This window comes from Streptomyces sp. NPDC021622 (assembly GCF_040640795.1).
In the GTDB taxonomy this organism is placed as follows: Bacteria; Actinomycetota; Actinomycetes; order Streptomycetales; family Streptomycetaceae; genus Streptomyces.
This window is the reverse complement of sequence record NZ_JBFACK010000006.1, coordinates 262,030-283,629: the sequence shown is the minus strand read 5'-3', so window position 1 is coordinate 283,629 and position 21,600 is coordinate 262,030. Positions and strand designations below refer to the sequence as shown.

Annotated in this window: 15 protein-coding genes; 5 read left to right on the top strand and 10 right to left on the bottom strand. The window is 71.3% G+C overall.

Features of this window, described 5'->3' with window-relative positions; all coding sequences use genetic code 11:
• Positions 1–33: 33 nt before the first annotated feature.
• The 4 genes from AB0G47_RS14630 to AB0G47_RS14615 all read right to left on the bottom strand — a co-directional run bounded on the left by AB0G47_RS14630 (position 34) and on the right by AB0G47_RS14615 (position 9,216).
• Complete coding sequence (locus AB0G47_RS14630; protein ID WP_360768645.1) at positions 34–1,659, bottom strand: serine/threonine-protein kinase; 1,626 nt, start codon at positions 1,657–1,659, stop codon at positions 34–36.
• 94 nt (positions 1,660–1,753) lie between these two features.
• Positions 1,754–3,364, bottom strand: coding sequence for a serine/threonine-protein kinase (locus AB0G47_RS14625; RefSeq protein ID WP_360769032.1), 1,611 nt, complete (start codon positions 3,362–3,364; stop codon positions 1,754–1,756).
• Between the two features lie 189 nt (positions 3,365–3,553).
• Positions 3,554–6,817 carry a protein kinase gene (locus tag AB0G47_RS14620; RefSeq protein WP_360768642.1) on the bottom strand — a complete coding sequence of 1,088 codons (3,264 nt, stop codon included), beginning with the start codon at positions 6,815–6,817 and terminating at the stop codon, positions 3,554–3,556.
• Positions 6,818–7,035: 218 nt separating this feature from the next.
• Positions 7,036–9,216, bottom strand: coding sequence for a serine/threonine-protein kinase (locus tag AB0G47_RS14615; RefSeq protein ID WP_360768639.1), 2,181 nt, complete (start codon positions 9,214–9,216; stop codon positions 7,036–7,038).
• Between the two features lie 134 nt (positions 9,217–9,350).
• On the opposite strand from AB0G47_RS14615, the gene AB0G47_RS14610 reads away from it, so the two are divergent.
• Positions 9,351–10,601: a serine hydrolase domain-containing protein gene (locus AB0G47_RS14610; protein ID WP_360768636.1), complete on the top strand. Its 1,251-nt coding sequence runs from the start codon at positions 9,351–9,353 to the stop codon at positions 10,599–10,601.
• A gap of 84 nt (positions 10,602–10,685) precedes the next feature.
• On the opposite strand, the gene AB0G47_RS14605 is transcribed toward AB0G47_RS14610, so the two are convergent.
• Positions 10,686–12,392 (bottom strand): glycerol-3-phosphate dehydrogenase/oxidase, encoded by a 1,707-nt coding sequence (locus AB0G47_RS14605; protein ID WP_360768633.1) that lies wholly within the window; start codon positions 12,390–12,392, stop codon positions 10,686–10,688.
• A 228-nt stretch (positions 12,393–12,620) separates the two neighbouring features.
• Here AB0G47_RS14605 and AB0G47_RS14600 point away from each other — a divergent pair, with 228 nt between their 5' ends.
• Complete coding sequence (locus tag AB0G47_RS14600; RefSeq protein WP_360768630.1) at positions 12,621–13,874, top strand: nucleotide sugar dehydrogenase; 1,254 nt, start codon at positions 12,621–12,623, stop codon at positions 13,872–13,874.
• A 66-nt stretch (positions 13,875–13,940) separates the two neighbouring features.
• Here the strand turns inward: AB0G47_RS14600 and AB0G47_RS14595 are convergent, their stop codons facing one another.
• The 4 genes from AB0G47_RS14595 to AB0G47_RS14580 all read right to left on the bottom strand — a co-directional run bounded on the left by AB0G47_RS14595 (position 13,941) and on the right by AB0G47_RS14580 (position 18,341).
• Positions 13,941–15,065 (bottom strand): GuaB3 family IMP dehydrogenase-related protein, encoded by a 1,125-nt coding sequence (locus tag AB0G47_RS14595; protein ID WP_266870046.1) that lies wholly within the window; start codon positions 15,063–15,065, stop codon positions 13,941–13,943.
• A 161-nt stretch (positions 15,066–15,226) separates the two neighbouring features.
• The gene (guaB, locus tag AB0G47_RS14590) at positions 15,227–16,735 is read right to left on the bottom strand and encodes an IMP dehydrogenase (protein WP_360768626.1); all 1,509 of its coding nucleotides are present in this window, start codon (positions 16,733–16,735) and stop codon (positions 15,227–15,229) included.
• A 152-nt stretch (positions 16,736–16,887) separates the two neighbouring features.
• A complete protein-coding gene (locus AB0G47_RS14585) occupies positions 16,888–17,463 on the bottom strand; it encodes a sigma-70 family RNA polymerase sigma factor (protein ID WP_055549856.1) in 576 nt (191 codons plus the stop codon).
• 266 nt (positions 17,464–17,729) lie between these two features.
• Complete coding sequence (locus AB0G47_RS14580; RefSeq protein WP_003948568.1) at positions 17,730–18,341, bottom strand: response regulator transcription factor; 612 nt, start codon at positions 18,339–18,341, stop codon at positions 17,730–17,732.
• Between the two features lie 391 nt (positions 18,342–18,732).
• Between AB0G47_RS14580 and AB0G47_RS14575 the strand changes: the two genes are divergently transcribed.
• Positions 18,733–19,077 (top strand): WhiB family transcriptional regulator, encoded by a 345-nt coding sequence (locus tag AB0G47_RS14575; RefSeq protein ID WP_360768622.1) that lies wholly within the window; start codon positions 18,733–18,735, stop codon positions 19,075–19,077.
• A gap of 22 nt (positions 19,078–19,099) precedes the next feature.
• On the opposite strand, the gene AB0G47_RS14570 is transcribed toward AB0G47_RS14575, so the two are convergent.
• Entirely contained in the window at positions 19,100–19,996 is an 897-nt protein-coding gene (locus tag AB0G47_RS14570; RefSeq protein ID WP_360768619.1) for a LysR family transcriptional regulator, read from the bottom strand.
• 79 nt (positions 19,997–20,075) lie between these two features.
• On the opposite strand from AB0G47_RS14570, the gene AB0G47_RS14565 reads away from it, so the two are divergent.
• Both AB0G47_RS14565 and AB0G47_RS14560 read left to right on the top strand, forming a co-directional pair.
• Positions 20,076–20,744: an MOSC domain-containing protein gene (locus AB0G47_RS14565; RefSeq protein WP_360768616.1), complete on the top strand. Its 669-nt coding sequence runs from the start codon at positions 20,076–20,078 to the stop codon at positions 20,742–20,744.
• Between the two features lie 65 nt (positions 20,745–20,809).
• Positions 20,810–21,583: an SDR family oxidoreductase gene (locus AB0G47_RS14560; RefSeq protein WP_360768613.1), complete on the top strand. Its 774-nt coding sequence runs from the start codon at positions 20,810–20,812 to the stop codon at positions 21,581–21,583.
• Positions 21,584–21,600: the final 17 nt, after the last annotated feature.

The following is a 21,600-nucleotide window of genomic DNA, read 5'->3' as shown; positions in this document are numbered from 1 at the left end:
CGTACAGAAGTCCACCGGGAACCCGTCGGGGCGTCAGCGGCTCATGAACGTGTCCACCGCCGTGTCGAAATAGCGCCTGCCCTCCTCGGCCTTGCCGACCGGCGCCGAGACCCACACGTCGTACATCCGGCCGCCCTCCTCCCAGCACAGGTCGTACGTGTGCCGGGCGCCCTCCGCCGCGCTGAAGCCGTCCCAGGTGAACTGCCACAGGGCGGCCGGCCTGCCGTTGTGCGTGGTCTGCGTGATCTCGGCGTCGCGGTAACCGGGGTTGTTCTCGGGGCCCTTGGCGTCGGAGCGGCGCTGCACGGCCAGCGGGCCGCCGGGGTCGGGGTCGGACTCCTTGATGCCGATGCGGAAGGTGCCGCCGGGGGACTTGTAGAAGGTGCGGGGCCCGTCGACCTCGCGGGCGAAACCTTCCGGCACGGCGAGCGTGAAGCCCCTGCGGTCCTTCGCGATGCGGTAGCCGTCGGGGGCCGCGGGCGTGGACGGCGTCGCGGTGTTGCCGCGGGTGACCGTCACCGTGGGGGTGGGCGAAGGGCTGCCCGTCGCCGTCCCCGTGGTCTGCGAGGTACGCGGCGCCGAACTCGTCGGCGTACCACCGCCACCGTCGCCGCCACCGCCCATCAGGAGCGCGGCGGCCGACACCCCGGCCCCGGCCACCGCGGCCACCAGCGCGGCGGCGATGAGGAGCACGCGGCGCCGGCCCCGGAAGGGCGCGGCAGGACCCGCCGCCGGACGGACCGGCAGATCGCGCTGGGTGGGCGAGTAGCCGTCCGGCAGCGCCGACGGCTGACCGCCGGCCCGGCCCGCCGCCGTCGAGGGCATCCGCCCCGTCTCGACGTACAGCCGAAGCAGCCGCTCCGCCTCCGCCACGTCGAACCGCCGCCGCGGATCGCGCTCCAGGAGGCCGAGCACGACGGGCAGCAGCGGTGCGGCGGCGGGCGGCGGGCGTATCTCGTCGAAGACGACGGCGTGCAGGACGCCGCCGATCGAGTCCCTGCGGAAGGGCGACTCCCCGGTCAGCGCGGCGACGAGGAGCGCTCCCAGCGACCAGAGGTCGGACGCGGGCCCGGTGGTCTCGCCCGACATCCGCTCGGGCGCGGTGTATTCGGGCGAGCCCACGAACGACCCGGTCTCGGTGAGCGTCGTCGCCCCGCTGACCTGCGCGATCCCGAAGTCGGTGAGGACGACACGGCCGGTCGCCTCCTCCAGGAGCACGTTCGCGGGCTTGATGTCGCGGTGCAGGACCCCCGCGGCGTGCGCGACGCGCAGCGCGCCGAGCAGATCGATGCCCATCCGGGCGACCGTGCGCGCGTCCATCGGCCCGGACCGCGCGATCCGTCCGGCGAGCGAGCCGCCCTCGATCAACTCCATGACGATGTACGGGTGTTCGTCCTGTACCACCACGTCGTGTACGACGATGATGTGCGGATGCCTGAGCTGCGCGGCCGCCCGCGCCTCGCGCAGGGTGCGTTCACGCTGCAGCAGCGACTCGGCATCGGAGAGCGTCTCGTCGAGCTCGACTTCCTTGACGGCGACCCGACGCCCGAGGAACTGGTCGGTGGCCCGCCAGACCACGCCCATGCCGCCCCGGCCGAGCCGCGCCTCCAGGCGGTAACGGCCAGCTATGACCCGGGCGTTGTCCCCCACGCTCCCCATGCGGGCCATCATGCCCCACCTGTGCGGGCCCGGACCCTGTGGGCCCGGGCGGCGGATTGGTTCCGGCCGCTCGTACCGCCCGCCTCCTGCGCGCCTAGTTGACCGGCTTCTCCCTAAAGCTCCGGAGGATCGCGTCGAACTGCTGCCGTGCGGTGCCCCAGTCCTCGGCGGGGGATGACATGTAGATCACGTACTCGATGCCGTCGCGGCTGAGATACGACTGCGAGATGGCGCGGCGCTTTCCCGCCGTCGTGTCGTTCGCACCCGCCGTCCAGCTGAACTCCCAGAGGGCGCCGGCCCGGTCGCGGAAGGTGTTCGAGTCCAACTGCAGCCGCTTGTAGGCGGGCAGCTTGACCTTCATGTTCTTCTCCAGGTCGAGCTGGTGCAGGTAGGGGCTCTCCCACGCCGTCTTGCGGTCGATACTGATGCGTACGAAATGGCGTCCGTGGTCCGGCGTGTAGTCGATCTGGTTGCCGTCCATCTCACGCACCCAGCCCTTGGGCAGCCTGAGGCTGAAGCCTTCGTCGTCGTTGACCCGCGGCCAGTCGGCGGGGATGCCGCCGACGGTCTTGCCGGGATCCCCGTCCTCCGCCCCCTGCGTACTGGCCTCGTGCCTGCCGTCCCCGAGGTACAGGGACACGGCGGCCCCGCCGCCACCGAGCAGTACGGCGGCCGCGACCACGGAGACGATCACGGGCCACTTGCGGCGCTTCGGGGGGTGGTGGGAGTGACCGTCGTGGACGAACGTGCCGGAGCCATGGCCATGGGCGGCTGTTCCCGCCGCGCCTTGGACGGCCGTCCCCGGCTCTGCCGAGTGCGCGGCCTGCGGCACGGGCTGCTGCCCGGTCACATGCACCTGCGTCGGGACGTACGCCTGTGCCCCGCTCGGCCGCCGCCCCTCCGCCGCCTCGGCGAGCATCAGCTCGGCCTCCTCGGCGGTGGGCCGGTCCTCCGGGTCCTTGCTCAGCAGCGCGCCGATGACGGGCGCGAGCGCCCCCGCATGCTCGGGCGGCGCGGGCTCCTCGCCGACCACGGCCTGCATCGTGCCGAGGGGCGACGTGCGCCGGAAGGGGGAGTTGCCCTCGACCGCCGTGTAGAGCGTGGCGCCGAGCGCCCACAGGTCGGACGCGGGCCCGGGGTTGGCGCCACTGACCCGCTCCGGAGCCAGATAGTCGACGGAGCCGACGACCTCGCCGGTCCGCGTGATCGTCGTGTCGCCCTCGATCGCGGCGATCCCGAAGTCGGTGAGCAGGATGCGGCCGTCGTCCGCCAGAAGTACGTTGCCGGGCTTGACGTCACGGTGCAGGACCCCGGCGGCGTGCGCGGCACGCAGCGCCTTCAGGGTCCACAGGCCGATGCGGGCGGCCTCGACCGGGTCGACGCGGCCCTGGTCCTTCACGGCGTCCGCCAGCGAACAGCCGTCGACCAGCTCCATCACGATCCAGGGCCGGTCGTCGTACTCGAGGACGTCGTGGACCGTGACGACGGCGGGGTGGTTGATGCGGGCCGCAGCGCGGGCCTCCGTCTGGGTGCGCGCGAAGAGCACCGCGCGGTCGGCCTCCTGCACCCACTGTGCGGCCGTCAGCTCCTTGACGGCGACGGCCCGGTGCAGGACCTCATCGTGCGCGCGCCACACCCGCCCCATGCCACCGTGCCCGATGGACTCACCGAGCCGGTAGCGGCCCGCGAGGAGCAGGCCCTGCATCTGATTCACGATTCCCCATCATTGGTCTTGACAGGGCCAAGATTAGGGAGGGGGCAGCGTACAGGGAACCTTCGGGGGTGCACGGAGATCGCACTGTGATGCTTCACGCACTGTGGGCGCGCCGCCTTGCGCGTCGGCCGGACACCCGAAAGTACTGGTCACGGACGGTCAACTTCCGCGCCTGGACGGTCAGTCCGCGACCTGATACGTCGCCGACGCCTGCTCGAAGAGCCGCGTCACCTCGTCCCGCTCGGCCTCCGGACCCCTCAGCTGCACGACGTGGTACTTCCCGCCGACGGGCATCGCGAGATTGCGTACGAAGATCTCGCGTCCCTCCGCGTCCTGCCAGGTGAACTGCCCCTCGGCCATGGTCCGCCCGCCCACGTCCACGGTGCGCATCCCGCCGGACGTGGCCCACGTCGAGTCCCGGAACGGCTGCAGCTCCCGCTCGTGCTCCCGCTGGTACTTCATGGGATCGCTGCCGTACTCGTCCGTGCCGTCCCGCCCCGGCACGACGATCAGCTGGAAGTCGCCGTGGGTGTAAAGAACCTGCCCGCGCCCGTTCTTGGGCTGCCGGTCCCAGCCGCTGGCGACGGCCACCCGGAAGCCCTCGGCGTCCTTGCGGAGCGTGAAGCCCTGCGGCACCTCGGGCCCGCTGGTCTGCGGCTGCTCCGAACTCGGGCTCTTCTCCGGCTTGTCGCTCGGCTCACCGGAGTTGTCCGGCTTTCCGTCCTGGCCCGGCCGCGCACTGGAACTGCTGTCAGGCGTCGGCGCCTGACTGCTCCCGACGTCCCCCGCGGAACCGGCCCGTCCGCTGTCGCCGCCTTCCCTCTCCCCCGACTTCGGCATGAAGACCATCGCGTACGCGACTGCCGCGACGAGGCCGACGAGGATGAGCAGGAGCAGTACGCGTCCCAGGGAGCGCGGCCGCTGTCCCGCGCTGCTGCGCGGCTGGCGCGGCGCGGTGGCGCGTCTGGGCGGCGGAGCGGCCGCCGGCATCGCGGCCCTGCTCTCGCGCCCCCGCCTGGGGTTGGCCCTGCCCTTGGCCTTGGACCCGGCCTTGGATCCGGCCTTGGACCCGGCCTTGTGCTTGTGCCGCCCGTTCTGCCGCGACACGGCGGCGGCCTGAGCGGCGGCGCGACGGCGGCGCACGACCTCGCCACGGCGACGCAGGATGGGCAGCCGGCGGGCGTCGAACGGCGGCGCGGGCACGACGTTCGCACCGGCCTCCGGCTCGGGCGCCGAGCGGACCAACGACCGCAGCCAGCCGCTCAGTTCCTCGAAGTCGAGCCGCTCCGTCGGGTCCTGCCGCAGCAGCGACTCGACCACGGGCCGGAGCGGACCGCACTCCTCGGCGAAGGCGGGCGGCTCGGCGCAGACCAGCTGGACGAGCTCGAACGTGCTCTCTTCCGGGTACGGCGCATGGCCCTGCACGGCACGGAACAGCAACGCGCCAAGCGCCCACAGGTCCGTGGCGGGCCCGATGGGCGCGGCAAGCTGCCAGTTCTCATGCACGGGCCCGGCCTGCTCGGGCGCCCACCGCTCGGTGACGGCCCCCACCACGGTCATCCGCGCATGCCGCGCCCGCTCGGCGGCCAAGGCGGTGGCGGGCCCCCGCCGGGCACCACTGCGCTCGGCGACGAGGGCGTCCCAGTAGGTGTGCCCGGAATTGCCGGGGTTGGGGGCGGAGTCGGGGGTGTGGGGGCTTCGGGGGCCGGGGGTCGAGGGGCCGGAGGTCGAACGGCCGGGGTTCGAAGGGCCGGGGTTCGGGCCGGAGGCGGCGCCACCGGGGGCGGACACACGGCCTCGCGCACCGTGGCGCAGCTCGCCGCGGGGCGGGGTGGAACCGGGACCGCCGTGGCTCAGCTCGCCTCGGGACGGGGTGGACCCGGGACCGCCGCGGCTCAGCTCGCCGCGGGACGGGGTGGACCCGGGACCGCCGCGGCCCAGTTCGCCGCGGCTCGACGCGGGGCTGGCAGCTCCGCGGCCCAACTCATCGCGGCCCGGCGCGGAACCGGGACCACCACGACTCAACTCACCGCGGCCCGGCGCAGATCCAGGAACACCGCGACCCGCCCCAGAACCAGAAGCCCCATAACCCGACCCGGAACCGGAGCCACCATGACCCAACTCACCACGACCCGCCTCAGCCCCAGAAACGCCGCGACCCGCCCCAGAACCAGAAGCCCCATAACCCGACCCGGAACCGGACCCTCCACGACCCAACTCACCACGCCCCGGCTCAGCCCCAGGAACACCACCACGCGACGCCTGGCCCGGAATCCCATGCCCCGGCGCCGGACTACCGGGGCCGCCACGATGCGGAGCACCCCCCTGCCCCTCGCGACGGGACACCTCGCCGCCGCCCCTGGGCACCGCCCCATGCCACGGCTTCGTGCCCGCGACGCCGTACGGGTCCAGGATGCGCCCGGCCACATCGGCTTCGCCGCCACCGCTGTCGCCACCGCCGTACCCACGCGAGCCGTATCCGTCCGCGCCGTATCCGTCCGAGCCTTCACCGTCGTACGCCTCGAAACCGTCGCGACGCCCCGCCTCATCCGAAGCACCGCCGCCCCGCGGCCCCGGCACCTCGCCCTCGCTCAGCCGCGCCGCGGCCCGCGTCCCGGCGCGATACGCGGCTATCGCACCGGCCCGCGCCGCCCGCACATCGACCTGAGGCTCGGGCTCGGCGGCCGGCTCCTCGGGAGACTCGTCGGCGTCGGCGCCCGCGCCGCCGGGCTCTATCTCCGCGTACCCACCCTCATCGTCCGTCTCATCAGCGGCAGCGGCAGAGCCGTCGGCCTCGAAGCCCCCGAGGACCTCCTCGGGGCGCGGGTCGTAGCCGCACAGCGCCTCTTCCGCCGCGCCCGCCGCCAGGCCCGTCAGGACCACCCGGCCGTCGTCGCAGACCAGCACCGTGCGCGCGGTGATGTTGCGGTGCACCCAGCCGTGCGCGTGCAGCACCCGCAGGGCCGTCACCACGTCCGACGCGACCTCCGCCGCGCGGTAGGGACTCAGCGGACGCTCCGCAAGCAGCGCGGCCAGCGGCCTCGCCGCCACCAACTCGCTGACTATCCACAGCGAACCGCCCTCGGCGAACACGTCGAAGACCTGGTCGAGCCGCGGATGGTCGGGAATCTGCGCGGCGGCCTGCGCGGCCTCGATCGCGCGCCGCACCGCCGGATCCGAGGGCCTGCGCGTCGTACGCGCCGACGGCCGCCGCACCGCCCCCGCGCTCACGAACCCCGCGGGCAACTCCCCGTCGGGAAAGTCACGCTCGTCGAGCTCGAGCACCTCCGCGTCGACGACCTCGGGCAACGGCACCTGCCTGACCAGGACTTCCTGCCCGCTGTAGGTGTCGAAGGCACGGGTCTCGGCGAGTTCGTACTCATCCGCCGGAGGCAACGGCAGGCGATAGCGGTCGGCGAGTACCCGCCCCGCGTATTCGTCCACGACGCCTCCCCCGTCCGCCCGGTGGTCAATTCCGTTCGTCTTACGCCCTGTTGCGGCTGCGTACGGTCCGCAAGCACTCACGATACGTGCCGGAGCCGAAGCGCATTGAGGGGATGCGAGATCTCACAGAACAGCGCGCCGGGGAGGTGCCGCCTCCCGCCCCGGCCGGCTCGCCCACTTCATCGTTCCGGCTCGCCCACTTCATCGCTCGGGCTCGGCTACTTCTTCGGCTCGAACGTCCGCGTGAAGGTCCGCCACGTGTCCTTGCGCCGGTCGCTGTCCCAGTCGTCGGCCTTCGCGGTGTACATCATTCCGTAGCCCAGACCGCCGTTGACGACGAACCCACGGTCTATCGAGCGGTACTTCGTGCCGCCGTCGACGTACGTGAACTCCCAGTCGGCCGTGTTCCAGCCACGGAAGCCGACCTTCTCTATCCGGATCCGCTTGTACTGGGACCGGACCATGCCCGACTCCTGGTTCTTCCAGTCGGCGACCGGGTCGTCCTTGGGCGTCGTCGTCCAGCCGATCAGGAGCTTCTGCCCGTCGGGCCCACTGAAGCGGGCGCCCGCGATCGCCGTGGACTGGTACTTCCAGCCCTTCGGCAGCCCGATCGAGAATCCCTGGGAGTGCTTGTACGTCGAATCGGCGCCGTCGTCCGGCTCCTTGCCGCCGCCGTCGCCCTCACTCGGGTCGTGGCCCTCACCGGCGTCGGCGCCCGGGTCGGACCCCGGGTCGGTGCCCGCTCCCGAGCCCTCCTTGCCCTTGTCCTTCTCCTTCTCGGCCCCGCTGTCCTTCTCCGGGTCCTTCTCGCCGCCGCCCGCGGTCGCCCCGCTGGACGCGGCCTTGTCGCCGCCCTTGCTGTCCCGCGCACCGCCGTCGTCCCCGCCGCCGAGCGCCAGGGCAAGCACGGTCCCGAGCACCGCGAGCACGACGACCACCGAGATGATCACGAGCGTGCGCCGCGGCACCACATCGGTGAGCGAGGCCGAGGCCTTGGCAGGCCCGCGCGGCGGTGCCGCGGGAACCGGCGGGGCGCCCTCCGGGTGCCCGGCCGCCGTGCCCGCGTTCGTCTGCGCGCCCCGCGTGGACGCCGTCGCGGCGGCCGTCGCCGCCGCCTTCCGCACCGACTGAAGCGCGCCGCGCAGCCGCTCGGCCGCTTCCTCGGACTTCTTGCCCTTGCCTGCGGAGACGACTCCAGAGGTGGCCACTCCCGCGCCGGAGTCCGCGGCGTCCGAAGCCGTGGACGCATCGCCGGACTTGCCGGCCGCCGCCGTGTCGGTGGCACTCGCCGTAGCGGCCGCGTCCGACGGCGCGTCGGTGCTCTTCGTACCCGGCGCACCGACCGCGGCCGACGCCGCGGCCGCACCCGCGGCACCCGCGGCACCCGCAGCGGCCGCCCCGGCCCCACGACCGGAACCACCCTTGCCGAACCGCTTCGCCATCCCCACCCGCGGCGACCGCGCGGCCTTCGCCCGCTTCTCCGGAGGAGCCGGCGGCAGCGGCACCACCTTCGTCGCCTCGACCGGCTCCGGCTCGTCCTTGGCCTCGGGCGCGTGAATGACGTCCAGCAGATACGCCCGCGCCGCCGCGTCGTCGAGCCGCAGCTCGGGGTCCTTGGCGAGCAGGCCGTAGATGACCTTCTCCAAGGGACCTGCGTTCGTCGGCTTTTCGACGTCCTCCGTCATCACCGCCGTGAGGGTCGCGATGGCCGACCCCTTGTCGTACGGGGGCACGCCCTCCACCGCCGCGTACAACAGCCCGCCGAGCGACCACAGGTCGGCCGCGGGACCGGGCTTGTGCCCGCGCGCCCGCTCCGGCGATATGTACGAGGGGGCGCCGACGAGCATGCCGGTGGACGTGATCGACGGGTCGCCCTCGACCTGAGCGATGCCGAAGTCCGTGAGGACGACCCGGCCGTCCTCGGCGATCAGTACGTTGGACGGCTTCACGTCACGGTGCAGGATGCCCTCGCGGTGCGCCGAGCGCAGTACGTCGAGCACGGCGAGGCCGACCTCTGCCGCGCGCCGCGGCGTCAACAGACCGTCCTCGCGAATGGCCTCGGCGAGCGACTTGCCCTCGACCAGCTCCATCACGATCCACGGGCGGTCGTCCTCGTCGACCACGTCGTAGACGGTCACCGCGCTGGTGTTGCGGATCCGCGCGATCGCCTTCGCCTCACGCAACGTACGCGTGATCAGGCGGCGCTTCTCGTCCTCGTCGATGCTCGACGGGAAGCGCAGCTCCTTCACCGCGACCGTACGGCCGAGTGTCTCGTCCTTGGCGCGCCAGACGGTTCCCATTCCGCCGCGGCCGAGCACTTCCCCCAGCCGGTAGCGCCCGGAGAGGAGACGTTCGCTCTTGTCCTGACGGGACTGACCCGTCTTCTCCGCGTCCGACATGCGTCCCCTCTGCTGCTACCGCTGCTACCCGCGCAACCCGCCCTGACAGAGCCTTCATTGTCCCTCACTCGGGGACCGCTCTACGCCCAGGGTCCACGGTCCCCCATGATGGGCTCGCACAAGGAGGCTCGGTCATGCCCAATTCGCGGACACTGCTGGTCATACCCCTCGCGTTGGCCCTTTTCGGCCTGCCGACCGCCAGTTCGCCGCTCGCCGCGGCACCCGCGACGGACGTCACTCTTCCGCTGCTGGTGACCCGAGGCAAGGCCCCGGCCGCGGCTCTGTTGACCCGCGAGGACCCGTGGCCCCCGGCGGCGCCGGGGCAGCCCGAACCCCAGGCGGCCCAACAACCGGACCAAGGCCCACGCTGGCACTTCACGCAGACCTACAAGGCCCTCGTCGCCCGCACGGACAACAACAGCACCGATACGGGCACTGGTACCGGCACTCACACCGGCGCCGACGGCACCGACGCATCCGGAGGCACGGCCTCAGCCACCGGCTCCGCCCCCGGCATCCGCCGCACCGACCACTTCCGCGCGGGCAGCATCACCAAGACGTTCATCGCGACGGTCGTCCTCCAACTCGCCGCCGAACGCCGCCTGTCCCTGTCCGACCCCGTCGAGCGTCACCTGCCGGGCCTCATCCGCGGCGAGAACGACACGGACGGCACCGACCTGGACGGCACCGACCTCGACGGCCGCACCCTCACCCTGCGCGCACTGCTGACCCACACGAGCGGTCTCGCCGACTACACCGCCGGAACCAAAGGCCTCATCCCCGTCACTCCCCTGGAGGCGGTCCGCACCGCCCTAGCCCTGCCGGCGACCGCACCCGGCCGCTGGTCCTACTCCAACACCAACTACGTGGTGCTCGGCATGGTGATCAGGCGGGTCACCGGCAACGCGTACGCCACCGAGGCCACGCGCCGCATCATCACCCCGCTCGGCCTGTCCGGCACCTCGTTCCCCGGCGCCCGCACCACACTCCCCTCCCCGCACGGCCGGGCGTACACGAGCGAGGGCGAGGACGTGACCGCCCTCAACCCGCGCGTCGCGGGCGCCGCGGGCGAACTGATCTCCACCCTCGCCGACCTGGACCGCTTCTACGCCGCTCTGCTGGGCGGCCGACTGCTCCCCGCCACCCAGCTCCACCAGATGCTCAACACCCGTGCCGCACAAGGCCGCTACGGCATGGGCCTCTACCCGCAGAAGCTCCCCTGCGGCACCACGGTCTGGGGCCACAACGGCCACATCGCCGGCAGCTATGTCCGCACCGCCGCCACCCGGGACGGCGACCGCGTCCTGACCTTCCGGGTCAACACGGACGGGATAGCGGACCCGACCCTCGAACGCACGCTCCTGTCGGCTGAGTTCTGCACATAGCGTGGCGCGCCCCGCAGGGCGCGGGGAACTGCGCGACCAGCCACGACGCACCCGCAGCCGGCGATCCAGGTCACCAGCGGAGCGCTACAGCGGCACGATGTCCGGCGCCCCCAACCTCGCCGCATCAGCCGTCAAGTCATCCGGCTGCCGCTGCGACTCCCGCTCCGCCTCCACCCGCTTCTCGTAGTGCTGCACCTCCCGCTCCACCTGGTCCTTGTCCCAGCCGAGCACCGGCGCCATCAGCTCGGCACACTCCCGCGCGCTGCGCGTGCCCCGGTCGAACGTCTCGATCGAGATGCGCGTACGCCGCGTCAGCACATCGTCCAGATGCCGCGCCCCCTCGTGCGACGCGGCGTAGACGATCTCGGCGCGCAGATAGTCGTCGGCCGCCTGCAGCGGCGCGCCCAGCGAGGGATCGTCGGTGACCAGCGCGAGCACCTCCTCCGCCAGCGAGCCGTACCGGTTCAACAGATGCTCCACACGCACCACATGGAGCCCGGTGCGCGCGGCGATCCTGGCCCGCGCGTTCCACAGCGCCTTGTATCCCTCCGCGCCGACGAGCGGGATGTCCTCGGTGACGCAGTCGGCGACCCGCTGGTCGAGGCCGTGCACCGCCTCGTCCACCGCGTCCTTCGCCATCACCCGGTACGTCGTGTACTTGCCGCCCGCGACGACCACGAGGCCCGGCGCAGGATGCGCCACCGTGTGCTCACGCGACAGCTTGCTCGTGGCGTCCGACTCCCCGGCGAGCAGCGGCCGAAGGCCCGCGTACACCCCTTGCACGTCGTCCCGCGAGAGGGGCACCGCGAGCACCGAGTTCACATGCTCGAGGAGATAGTCGATGTCGGCGCTGGACGCCGCCGGATGCGCCTTGTCCAGGTCCCAGTCGGTGTCCGTCGTCCCCACGATCCAGTGCCGCCCCCACGGGATGACGAAGAGGACGCTCTTCTCGGTCCGCAGGATCAGCCCGGTCGTCGAGCTGATCCGGTCCTTGGGCACGACCAGGTGGATGCCCTTGGACGCCCTGACGTGGAACTGCCCCCGCTCCCCGACCATCGCCTGGGTGTCGTCCGTCCAGACACCCGTCGCGTTCACGATCTGCTTGGCCCGGACCTCGTACTCCCCGCCGCCCTCGACATCTTGTACCCGAGCACCGACAACCCGCTCACCTTCCCGCAGGAAGCCGGTCACTCGGGCCCGGTTGGCGACCTTCGCGCCATACGCGGCCGCCGTGCGCACCAGCGTCGCCACATAGCGGGCGTCGTCCATCTGCGCGTCGTAGTACTGCATCGCCCCGACCAGCGCGTCCTTCTTCAGGCACGGGGCGACGCGCAGGGCGTGACGCCGGCTCAGATGGCGGTGCATGGGCAGTCCGCGGCCATGGCCGCGGGACATCGACATGGCGTCGTACAGCGCGACGCCCGACCCGGCGTAGAGCCGCTCCCAGCCCTTGTGCTGCAAGGGGTAGAGGAACGGCACCGGCTTCACGAGGTGCGGGGCGAGCCGCTCCAGGAGCAGGCCGCGCTCCTTCAACGCCTCACGCACCAGCGCGAAGTCCAGCATCTCCAGATAGCGCAGGCCGCCGTGGATCAGCTTGCTCGACCGGCTCGACGTGCCCGACGCCCAGTCCCGCGCCTCGACCAAGCCCGTGGAGAGACCGCGGGTCACGGCGTCGAGCGCGGTGCCCGCGCCGACCACTCCCGCTCCCACGACCAGGACGTCCAGCTCCCGCTCGGCCATTTCCGCAAGTGACTCGGCACGCTCCGCCGGCCCCAGTGTCGCTGTCCTCACCGCTGCCTCCCGTTTCGTTTCGGGTGTGGTCGCGCTCACATCATGCCCAGATTCTGGTCGAGCCCGCTGAGTTCGGTCGCCGCCTGTGGACAACACTCCAAGATCCGGCGCCACGCAATGCCGCATAACGGTCATATTTACTCCTAGTCTGACATTGCGCTGGTCCACCTTGTCCACAGGGCTTGCGCGCTCGTCCCACTCCGGCTATTGGGAGGACGGCCCACCGCCATGCCCGCAGATCTCGCCGTCATCGGTCTCGGCCACCTCGGCCTGCCCCTCGCCCAGGCCGCCGTCGCCGGCGGCATCGCCACCATCGGCTACGACCCCGTCCGCGCCACCGACCTGGCAGGCGGCCGCCTGCCCTGCGACGGCGCCGAGGGCACCCTCACCGCCGCCGACGTCCGCCGGATGCTCTCGGGGGGCTTCAGGCCGACCACCGACCCCGTCGAGCTCGGCCGGGTCCGCACCGCCGTCATCTGCGCGCCCACCCCGCCGGCGGCGGACCGCTCGCTCGACCTGAGCCAAGTGGCCGACGCCGCGCACGCCCTGGCCGCACGGCTGCGTCCGCACACCACCGTCATCCTCGAATCGCCCGTGTACCCGGGCACAACAGAGGAGTTCCTGCGCCCGATCCTGGAGTCGGGCTCCGGCCTGCGCGCGGGCCGCGACTTCCATCTCGCCTACTCGCCCGGCCGCCTCGACCCCGGCAACCGCACCCACGGCTACGCGGGCACCCCCAAGGTCATCGGCGGCATCACGCCCGCCTGCACCGAATCGGCCGCCGCCTTCTACGGCCGCCTCACCGACAAGGTCGTACGCGCGCGTGGCCCCCGCGAGGCCGAGACCGTGCACCTCCTGGAGACCAACTACCGGCACGTGAACATGGCGCTGGTCAACGAAATGGCCGTGCTCTGCCACGACCTGGGCATCGACCTGTGGGACGTCATCCGCTGCGCCGAGACCAAGCCCTTCGGCTTCCAGGCCTTCCGTCCAGGACCCGGCGTCGGCGGCCACGGCGTCCCCCTGGACATCCCCACCCCGTCCCGCGGCGCCCGCCCCCTGCGCATCGTCGAACTGGCCCAGCAGGTCAACGACCGCATGCCCCAGTACGTCATCCAGCGCTCGGCGACCCTGCTCAACGAACACGGCAAGTCCGCCCGCGGCGCCCGCGTCCTGCTGCTCGGCGTCACCTACAAGCCCGACCTGGCCGACCAGCAGGGCTCCCCCGCCCAGGAGATCGCGACCCGTCTGATGGAACTGGGCGCCGCCGTCAGCTACCACGACCCCTACGTCCCGAACTGGAGCGTCCTCGGCCACCCCGTCCCCCGCGCGGACTCCCTCTACGAAGCGGCCGCCGAAGCCGACCTCACGATCCTGCTGCAGCACCACCGCACGTACGACCTGCAGGGCCTTGCCGTGAAGGCCCAACTGCTCCTCGACACAAGGGGCGCCACCCCGGCGGGCGCGGCGCACCGCCTCTGAGACACGCAAAGGGCCCCGGTACGAGTACCGGGGCCCTTCGTGGACATCAGTCCAAAAACCAAACCGTCAGCGCTTGTGCTGCGAGTCCGCGACCGTCACCTCGACGCGCTGGAACTCCTTGAGCTCGCTGTAGCCCGTCGTGGCCATCGCCCGGCGCAGCGCCCCGAAGAAGTTCATCGAGCCGTCCGGGATGTGCGAGGGACCGGTGAGGATCTCCTCGGTCGTGCCGACCACACCGAGGTCGACGCGCTTGCCGCGCGGCACGTCCTCGTGGACTGCCTCCATGCCCCAGTGGTGGCCCTTGCCGGGCGCGTCCGTGGCGCGGGCCAGCGGGGAGCCCATCATCACCGAGTCGGCGCCGCAGGCGATGGCCTTGGGCAGGTCGCCGGACCAGCCCACGCCGCCGTCCGCGATGACGTGCACGTACCGGCCGCCGGACTCGTCCATGTAGTCACGGCGGGCGGCCGCGACGTCCGCGACGGCGGTGGCCATCGGCACCTGGATGCCCAGGACGTTGCGCGTGGTGTGCGCGGCGCCGCCGCCGAAGCCGACGAGGACACCGGCGGCGCCGGTGCGCATCAGGTGCAGCGCGGCGGTGTAGGTGGCGCAGCCGCCGACGATGACCGGCACGTCGAGTTCGTAGATGAACTGCTTCAGGTTGAGCGGCTCGGCGGCACCGGAGACGTGCTCGGCGGAGACGGTCGTCCCGCGGATCACGAAGATGTCCACACCGGCGTCCACGACGGCCTTGGAGAACTCGGCGGTGCGCTGCGGGGAGAGCGCGGCGGCGGTGACGACACCCGAGTCGCGCACCTCCTTGATGCGCTGCCCGATCAGGTCGGCCTGGATCGGCGCGGAGTAGATCTCCTGGAGGCGGCGGGTCGCGTTGTCCGTGTCCAGCTCGGCGATCTCGTCGAGCAGCGGCTGCGGGTCCTCGTACCGCGTCCACAGGCCCTCGAGGTTCAGTACGCCCAGACCGCCCAGCTCACCGATGCGGATCGCGGTCTGCGGCGAGACGACCGAGTCCATCGGCGCGGCCAGGAAGGGCAGCTCGAAGCGGTAGGCGTCGATCTGCCAGGCGATCGAGACCTCCTTCGGGTCGCGGGTCCGACGGCTCGGTACGACGGCGATGTCGTCGAAGGCGTACGCCCTGCGGCCGCGCTTGCCGCGCCCGATCTCGATCTCAGTCACGTGGGTGGCCCTTCAGCTTTCTTCGGTACTTCGGCACTACTTCGCCACTTCGGCACTCTGTCTGCCGTACCAGTATCCCCGACGCACGCCAAGGGGGCGGCCCCGGGAATCCGGGCCGCCCCCACGCGCGCGTGCGCGGCGTTTTCGGGTCAGCGCTTGGGTCAGCGCTTGTTCGTGTAGTTCGGCGCCTCGACCGTCATCTGGATGTCGTGCGGGTGGCTCTCCTTGAGGCCCGCCGAAGTGATCCGTACGAAACGGCCGTTCTCCTGGAGCTCGGGAACCGTGCGCCCGCCTACGTAGAACATCGACTGGCGCAGACCGCCGACCAGCTGGTGCACCACCGCGGAGAGCGGGCCGCGGTAGGGAACCTGGCCCTCGATGCCCTCGGGCACCAGCTTCTCGTCGGAGGCGACGCCCTCCTGGAAGTAGCGGTCCTTGGAGAAGGACTTGCGCTCGCCACGGGTCTGCATGGCCCCCAGCGAGCCCATGCCGCGGTACGACTTGAACTGCTTGCCGTTGATGAACATCAGCTCACCCGGCGACTCCTCGCAGCCGGCGAGCAGCGAGCCCAGCATGACCGTGTCCGCGCCGGCGACGAGCGCCTTGGCGATGTCGCCCGAGTACTGCAGGCCGCCGTCGCCGATGACCGGGACCCCGGCCTCCTTGGCGGCGAGCGAGGCTTCGTAGATGGCGGTGACCTGCGGAACACCGATGCCCGCCACGACACGCGTCGTACAGATGGAGCCCGGTCCGACACCGACCTTGATGCCGTCGACACCGGCGTCGATGAGCGACTTGGCGCCGTCACGCGTGGCGATGTTGCCGCCGATGACGTCCACGCCGGAGGCATTGGACTTGATCTTGGCGACCATGTCGCCGACCAGGCGGGAGTGGCCGTGCGCGGTGTCGACGACGATGAAGTCGACGCCCGCCTCGACGAGGGCCTGGGCACGCTCGAAGGCGTCACCGGCGACACCGACGGCGGCGCCCACCAGGAGGCGGCCTTCCTTGTCCTTGGCGGCGCTCGGGTACTTCTCGGCCTTGACGAAGTCCTTGACCGTGATGAGGCCCTTGAGGACGCCCGCGTCGTCGACCAGCGGAAGCTTCTCGATCTTGTGGCGGCGCAGCAGCTCCATGGCGTCCACGCCGGAGATGCCGACCTTGCCGGTGACCAGCGGCATCGGCGTCATGACCTCGCGCACCTGGCGCGTACGGTCCGACTCGAAGGCCATGTCACGGTTGGTGACGATGCCGAGCAGCTTGCCCGCCGCGTCGGTCACCGGGACGCCGCTGATGCGGAACTTGGCGCAGATCGCGTCGGCCTCGCCGAGCGTCGCGTCCGGGTGCACCGTGATCGGGTCGGTGACCATGCCGGACTCGGAGCGCTTCACCAGGTCGACCTGGTTGGCCTGGTCGGCGATGGAGAGATTGCGGTGCAGCACGCCGACGCCACCCTGCCGCGCCATGGCGATCGCCATGCGGGACTCGGTGACCTTGTCCATCGCCGCGGACAGCAGCGGGACGTTGACCCGCACGTTCTTCGAGATGAACGAGGAAGTGTCGATCTGGTCCGGCGCCATGTCGGACGCGCCGGGCAGCAGCAGCACGTCGTCGTAGGTCAGCCCGAGCGTCGCGAATTTCTCGGGCACTCCGTCGACGTTTGCAGTCATGACACCTTCCCCAAATGGCCTTGATCGGTGCGGATGTCCATGCTAACGGGATCCGAGGGTGTCTCATTCCACGATCAAGATCATCGGCCAGGTTTGTACGTTCACACATCATGAACGACCGCCGAAGACAACCGTCGACCGGTCCTCGACCGCTACTGCTCGGCCAGTGCCCGCAACCGACTCAGCGCCCGGTGCTGCGCCACCCGCACGGCCCCCGGGGACATCCCCAGCATCTGCCCGGTCTCCTCGGCCGTGAGCCCGACCGCGATGCGCAGGAGCAGCAGCTCGCGCTGGTTCTCCGGCAGGTTGGCCATGAGCTTCTTGGCCCACTCGGCGTCGCTGCTGAGCAGCGCGCGCTCCTCCGGGCCGAGCGAGTCGTCGGGCCGCTCGGGCATCTCGTCCGACGGCACGGCCGTGGAACCGGGGTGACGCATGGCCGCACGCTGCAGATCGGCGACCTTGTGCGCCGCGATCGCGAAGACGAACGCCTCGAAGGGACGCCCCGTGTCCTTGTAGCGCGGCAGCGCGAGAAGGACGGCTACACACACTTCCTGCGCCAGGTCCTCCACGAAGTGCCGTGCGTCACCGGGCAGTCGGGAAAGCCGCGTACGGCAGTAACGCAGTGCCAGGGGGTGCACATGGGCCAGGAGATCGTGCGTGGCCTGCTCATCACCCTCGACCGCGCGAAGAACGAGGGCACCGATCACCGTCGTCTTGTCATCGCGCATCGGTCCATGGTGCCTTGGCGCCGATTGGTCCGCGGCACCGCGTCCGTAGTTGTGCACCGAAGCGTTATGAGCAGGTGCGCCGGAACTCATCTCCTGCGCCCTCCCCTCCCGCTCGACCGACTTGTCCCCGAGGAACTCCACACATCAAGGATGCGGCATCGGCGGCGAAGCGGCTGCAACCGCTCCCGCGAAGGGGCGCGACAGGCATCGCTCACCCCGCCCACCGGACGGCGGGCGGGGATCGCCGTGCCCCCGCGGCGGGACACTTAACGAACCAGGCCCCAGCGGAAACCGAGCGCCACGGCGTGCGCGCGGTCCGAGGCGCCGAGCTTCTTGAACAGCCGCCTGGCGTGCGTCTTGACCGTGTCCTCGGAGAGAAAAAGCTCACGTCCGATCTCGGCGTTCGACCGGCCGTGGCTCATGCCCTCGAGCACCTGGATCTCACGCGCGGTGAGCGTGGGCGCCGCGCCCATCTCGGCCGAGCGCAGTCTGCGCGGAGCAAGACGCCACGTCGGATCGGCGAGCGCCTGGGTGACGGTCGCACGCAGCTCGGCGCGCGAGGCGTCCTTGTGGAGATAGCCGCGGGCGCCGGCGGCGACCGCGAGCGCGACGCCGTCCAGATCCTCGGCGACGGTGAGCATGATGATGCGCGCACCGGGGTCGGCGGACAGCAGCCGCCGGACGGTCTCCACGCCGCCCAGACCGGGCATGCGTACGTCCATCAGAATCAGGTCCGAGCGGTCGGCGCCCCAGCGGCGGAGGACTTCCTCGCCGTTGGCCGCTGTCGTCACGCGCTCGACGCCGGGCACGGTCGCGACCGCGCGGCGGAGCGCCTCTCGGGCGAGCGGGGAGTCGTCGCAGACGAGGACGGATGTCATGACTGTCCTCCGCGGCTCTCACAGCTGCTGCGCGTCACCTTGAGCCTCCAGGCTGGATACATGTTCGTCACCTGTGCGGTTGACGCTCTCGGACATCTGCCCGAGCGCTTGTTCTTTCAACCGCCTCCGCACTCTCAACGACGGTCACCCGAAAGAGTTACGGGGCGGTCAGCCTCCTTCGGCACTCTACGTGAGGGCGCGGACACAGCGGGGGCAGCGCAGGAGACCCTCAACCTTTCATCACAAGCCATGCCCCATTTAGCCGGTTTCCTTCCCTTTTACTGGTGTCTGTGGCTAGATTTTCCAATGAGTCATATTTTCATCTCCTTAGACAGTAGATGTACGGTCGTGGGCACCGTATCCGCGCAGAACGGCTACCAGGAGACAAGCAATGGCAGATTTCTCCCGCCTTCCCGGACCGAACGCAGATCTGTGGGACTGGCAGCTCCTCGCGGCCTGCCGCGGGGTCGACAGCTCGCTCTTCTTTCACCCCGAGGGCGAGCGTGGCGCGGCACGAAGCGCGCGTGAGAACTCCGCCAAGGAGGTCTGCATGAGGTGCCCGGTGCGCGCGGAGTGCGCCGCTCACGCACTCGCGGTGCGCGAGCCCTACGGCGTGTGGGGCGGGCTGACGGAGGACGAGCGCGAGGAACTCATGGGCCGGGCCCGCAACCGCCTGGTCGCGGCGTCAGCGGCGCCGCACTCGGCGGTCGGCGGAAACGCGGTCTCGCGTTCTTGAAGGAACGTTTCTTCGCAGGCGCTCAGCGCTCTGCGGCCCGCTCGAGGTGGTCAAGCGTGGCGGCCACCGCGGGCACCTGCGCCAGGTCGGGCAAGGTGAGCGCGACGATTTCGCGCTGCACGGCGGGCTCCACCGTCACCGTGCGTGCACCCTTGGGGCGTACCGACTCGATGGCGAGCTCGGGCAGCACCGCGACGCCAAGGCCGGCGCCGACCAGGCCGATCACCGCCGGATAGTCGTCCGTCGCGAAATCGATCCGGGGCACGAAACCCGCCCCTTCGCAGACCTCCACCAGCTGCCTGCGACAGCGCGGACAGCCCGCGATCCACGGCTCGTCGGCGAGCTCCCCGATGGCGACCGATTCCGCCTTCGCGAGCCGGTGCCCGTCCGGCACGAGACCTACGAGCCGGTCGGCGAGCAGGGGGCGCACCACCAGGTCGTCCCACTCCTCGGCTGCCGATGCCCCCTCGTAACGGAAGGCGAGCGCCACATCGCAGTCGCCCTCGCGCAGCATCTCGACCGAGCGCGGTGGCTCGGCGTCGACCAGGGAGACCCGGGTGCCGGGGTGTGCGGCGCGCAGGGCGGCGAGCGCACTCGGCACGAGGGTCGAGCTGCCGCTGGGGAAGGAGACGAGGCGGACACGGCCCGCCCGCAGGCCCGCGATGGCGGCGACCTCTTCCTCTGCGGCGGTGAGCCCCGCCAGGATCCCGGCGGCGTGCCGGACCAGGGCCTCGCCCGCCTGGGTCAGGCGCATCTCGCGGCCCGTGCGGATCAGCAGCGGTGTGCCCGCCGAGCCTTCGAGTGCCTTCATCTGCTGGCTGACGGCGGGCTGGGTGCAGCCGAGCTCGCGCGCCGCGGCGGAGAAGGAGCCGGTGGCGGCGACCGCACGCAGGACGCGGAGATGACGGGCCTCGATCATGGTTCGAGCATAAGCGACACTTGGGCGAAGTGCCCAATATTGCGTCGACGCTTTGAGCGGGCTCGCCTAGCCTGCCCTCATGAAGCTTCTCTCTGTGAATCTGGGCCGGCTCAAGGCCGTCGAGTACACCGACGCGCCCTCGGGCGGTACCGGCATCGACAAGCAGCCGGCCGATGGGGCCGTCCGGGTGACTGCGCCCGGCGAGAAGGGGGTCGGCGGGAGCGGCCTCGCCGGCGACGAGGTCTGCGATCTGCGGCACCACGGCGGGAACGACCAGGCGGTGTACGCCTTCGCGCGCGAGGACCTCGACCAGTGGGAGCGCACGCTCGGGCGCACGCTGGCCAACGGCGGATTCGGCGAGAACCTCACGACCGCCGGGCTCGACGTGAGCGGCGCGAAGATCGGCGAGCGCTGGCGCGTCGGCCCCGAGCTGATCCTCGAAGTGACGTCGAGCCGCATCCCTTGCCGTACGTTCCAGGGCCATGTCGGCGAGAAGGCATGGGTGAAGCGCTTCACCCGGCAGGGCGCTCCCGGCGCGTATCTGCGGGTGATCGAGCCGGGTGAGATCCGGGGCGGGGACACGATCGAGATCGTGCACCGCCCTGACCACGAGGTCACCGTCGCCTTCCAGTTCAGGGCCGTCACGACGGAGAAGAACCTGCTGCCGAGGCTGCTTGCGGCGGGCGACGCGCTGCATCCCGGGTCGATCGAGTCGGCGCGCAAGTACGTGGAGAAGTACGGGGAGTAGTGCGGGGATTGGTACGGCGCGGGCCTGCGGCGCAGCGGTCGTCCGGATCTCACTAGCCTTGGTCCATGACTACGGCTCTGATTACGGGATCGACCGCCGGTATCGGCGCGGCCTTCGCCCGGCGGCTCGCCGGTGACGGCCACAACCTGGTCCTCGTGGCACGGAACACCGAGCGGCTGCGGGAACAGGCGACCGAACTGCACGACCGGCACGGCATCGAGGCGGAGGTGCTCACCGCCGACCTCGCCACGGACGACGGGATCGCCGCCGTCGAGAAGCGGCTCGGAGACCGCAGGAACCCGGTCGACCTCCTGGTCAACAACGCCGGGTTCGGCAACAAGGGCGAATACCTCGAGGTGCCCATGGCCGACGAGCTGACGATGCTCAAGGTGCACTGCGAGGCGGTGCTCCGGCTGACGTCGGCGGCCGCGGAGGCGATGCGGGAGCGGGGCCGTGGCGGTGTCGTCAACGTCGCGTCGGTGGCGGCGTTCGTGCCGCGCGGGACGTACGGCGCTTCGAAGGCGTGGGTCGTGCAGTTCACCCAGGGGGCGGCGAAGGACCTGGCCGGCTCCGGGGTGCGGCTGATGGCGCTGTGCCCCGGCTTCGTCCGCACGGAGTTCCACGAGCGCGCCGGGATGGGCACGTCCAACATCCCCAAGTGGATGTGGCTCGACGCGGACAAGCTGGTCGCGGCGGCCCTGTCCGACCTGGCACGCGGCAAGACCCTGTCGATCCCGGACCCCCGCTACAAGACCCTGATGGGGGTGGTGAAGGTGACCCCGAGGGCGTTGCTGGGTGGGGTCACCTCACGTACGGGACGCAAGTACGGCCCGCAGTAAGACATCCGGGGGGCGCC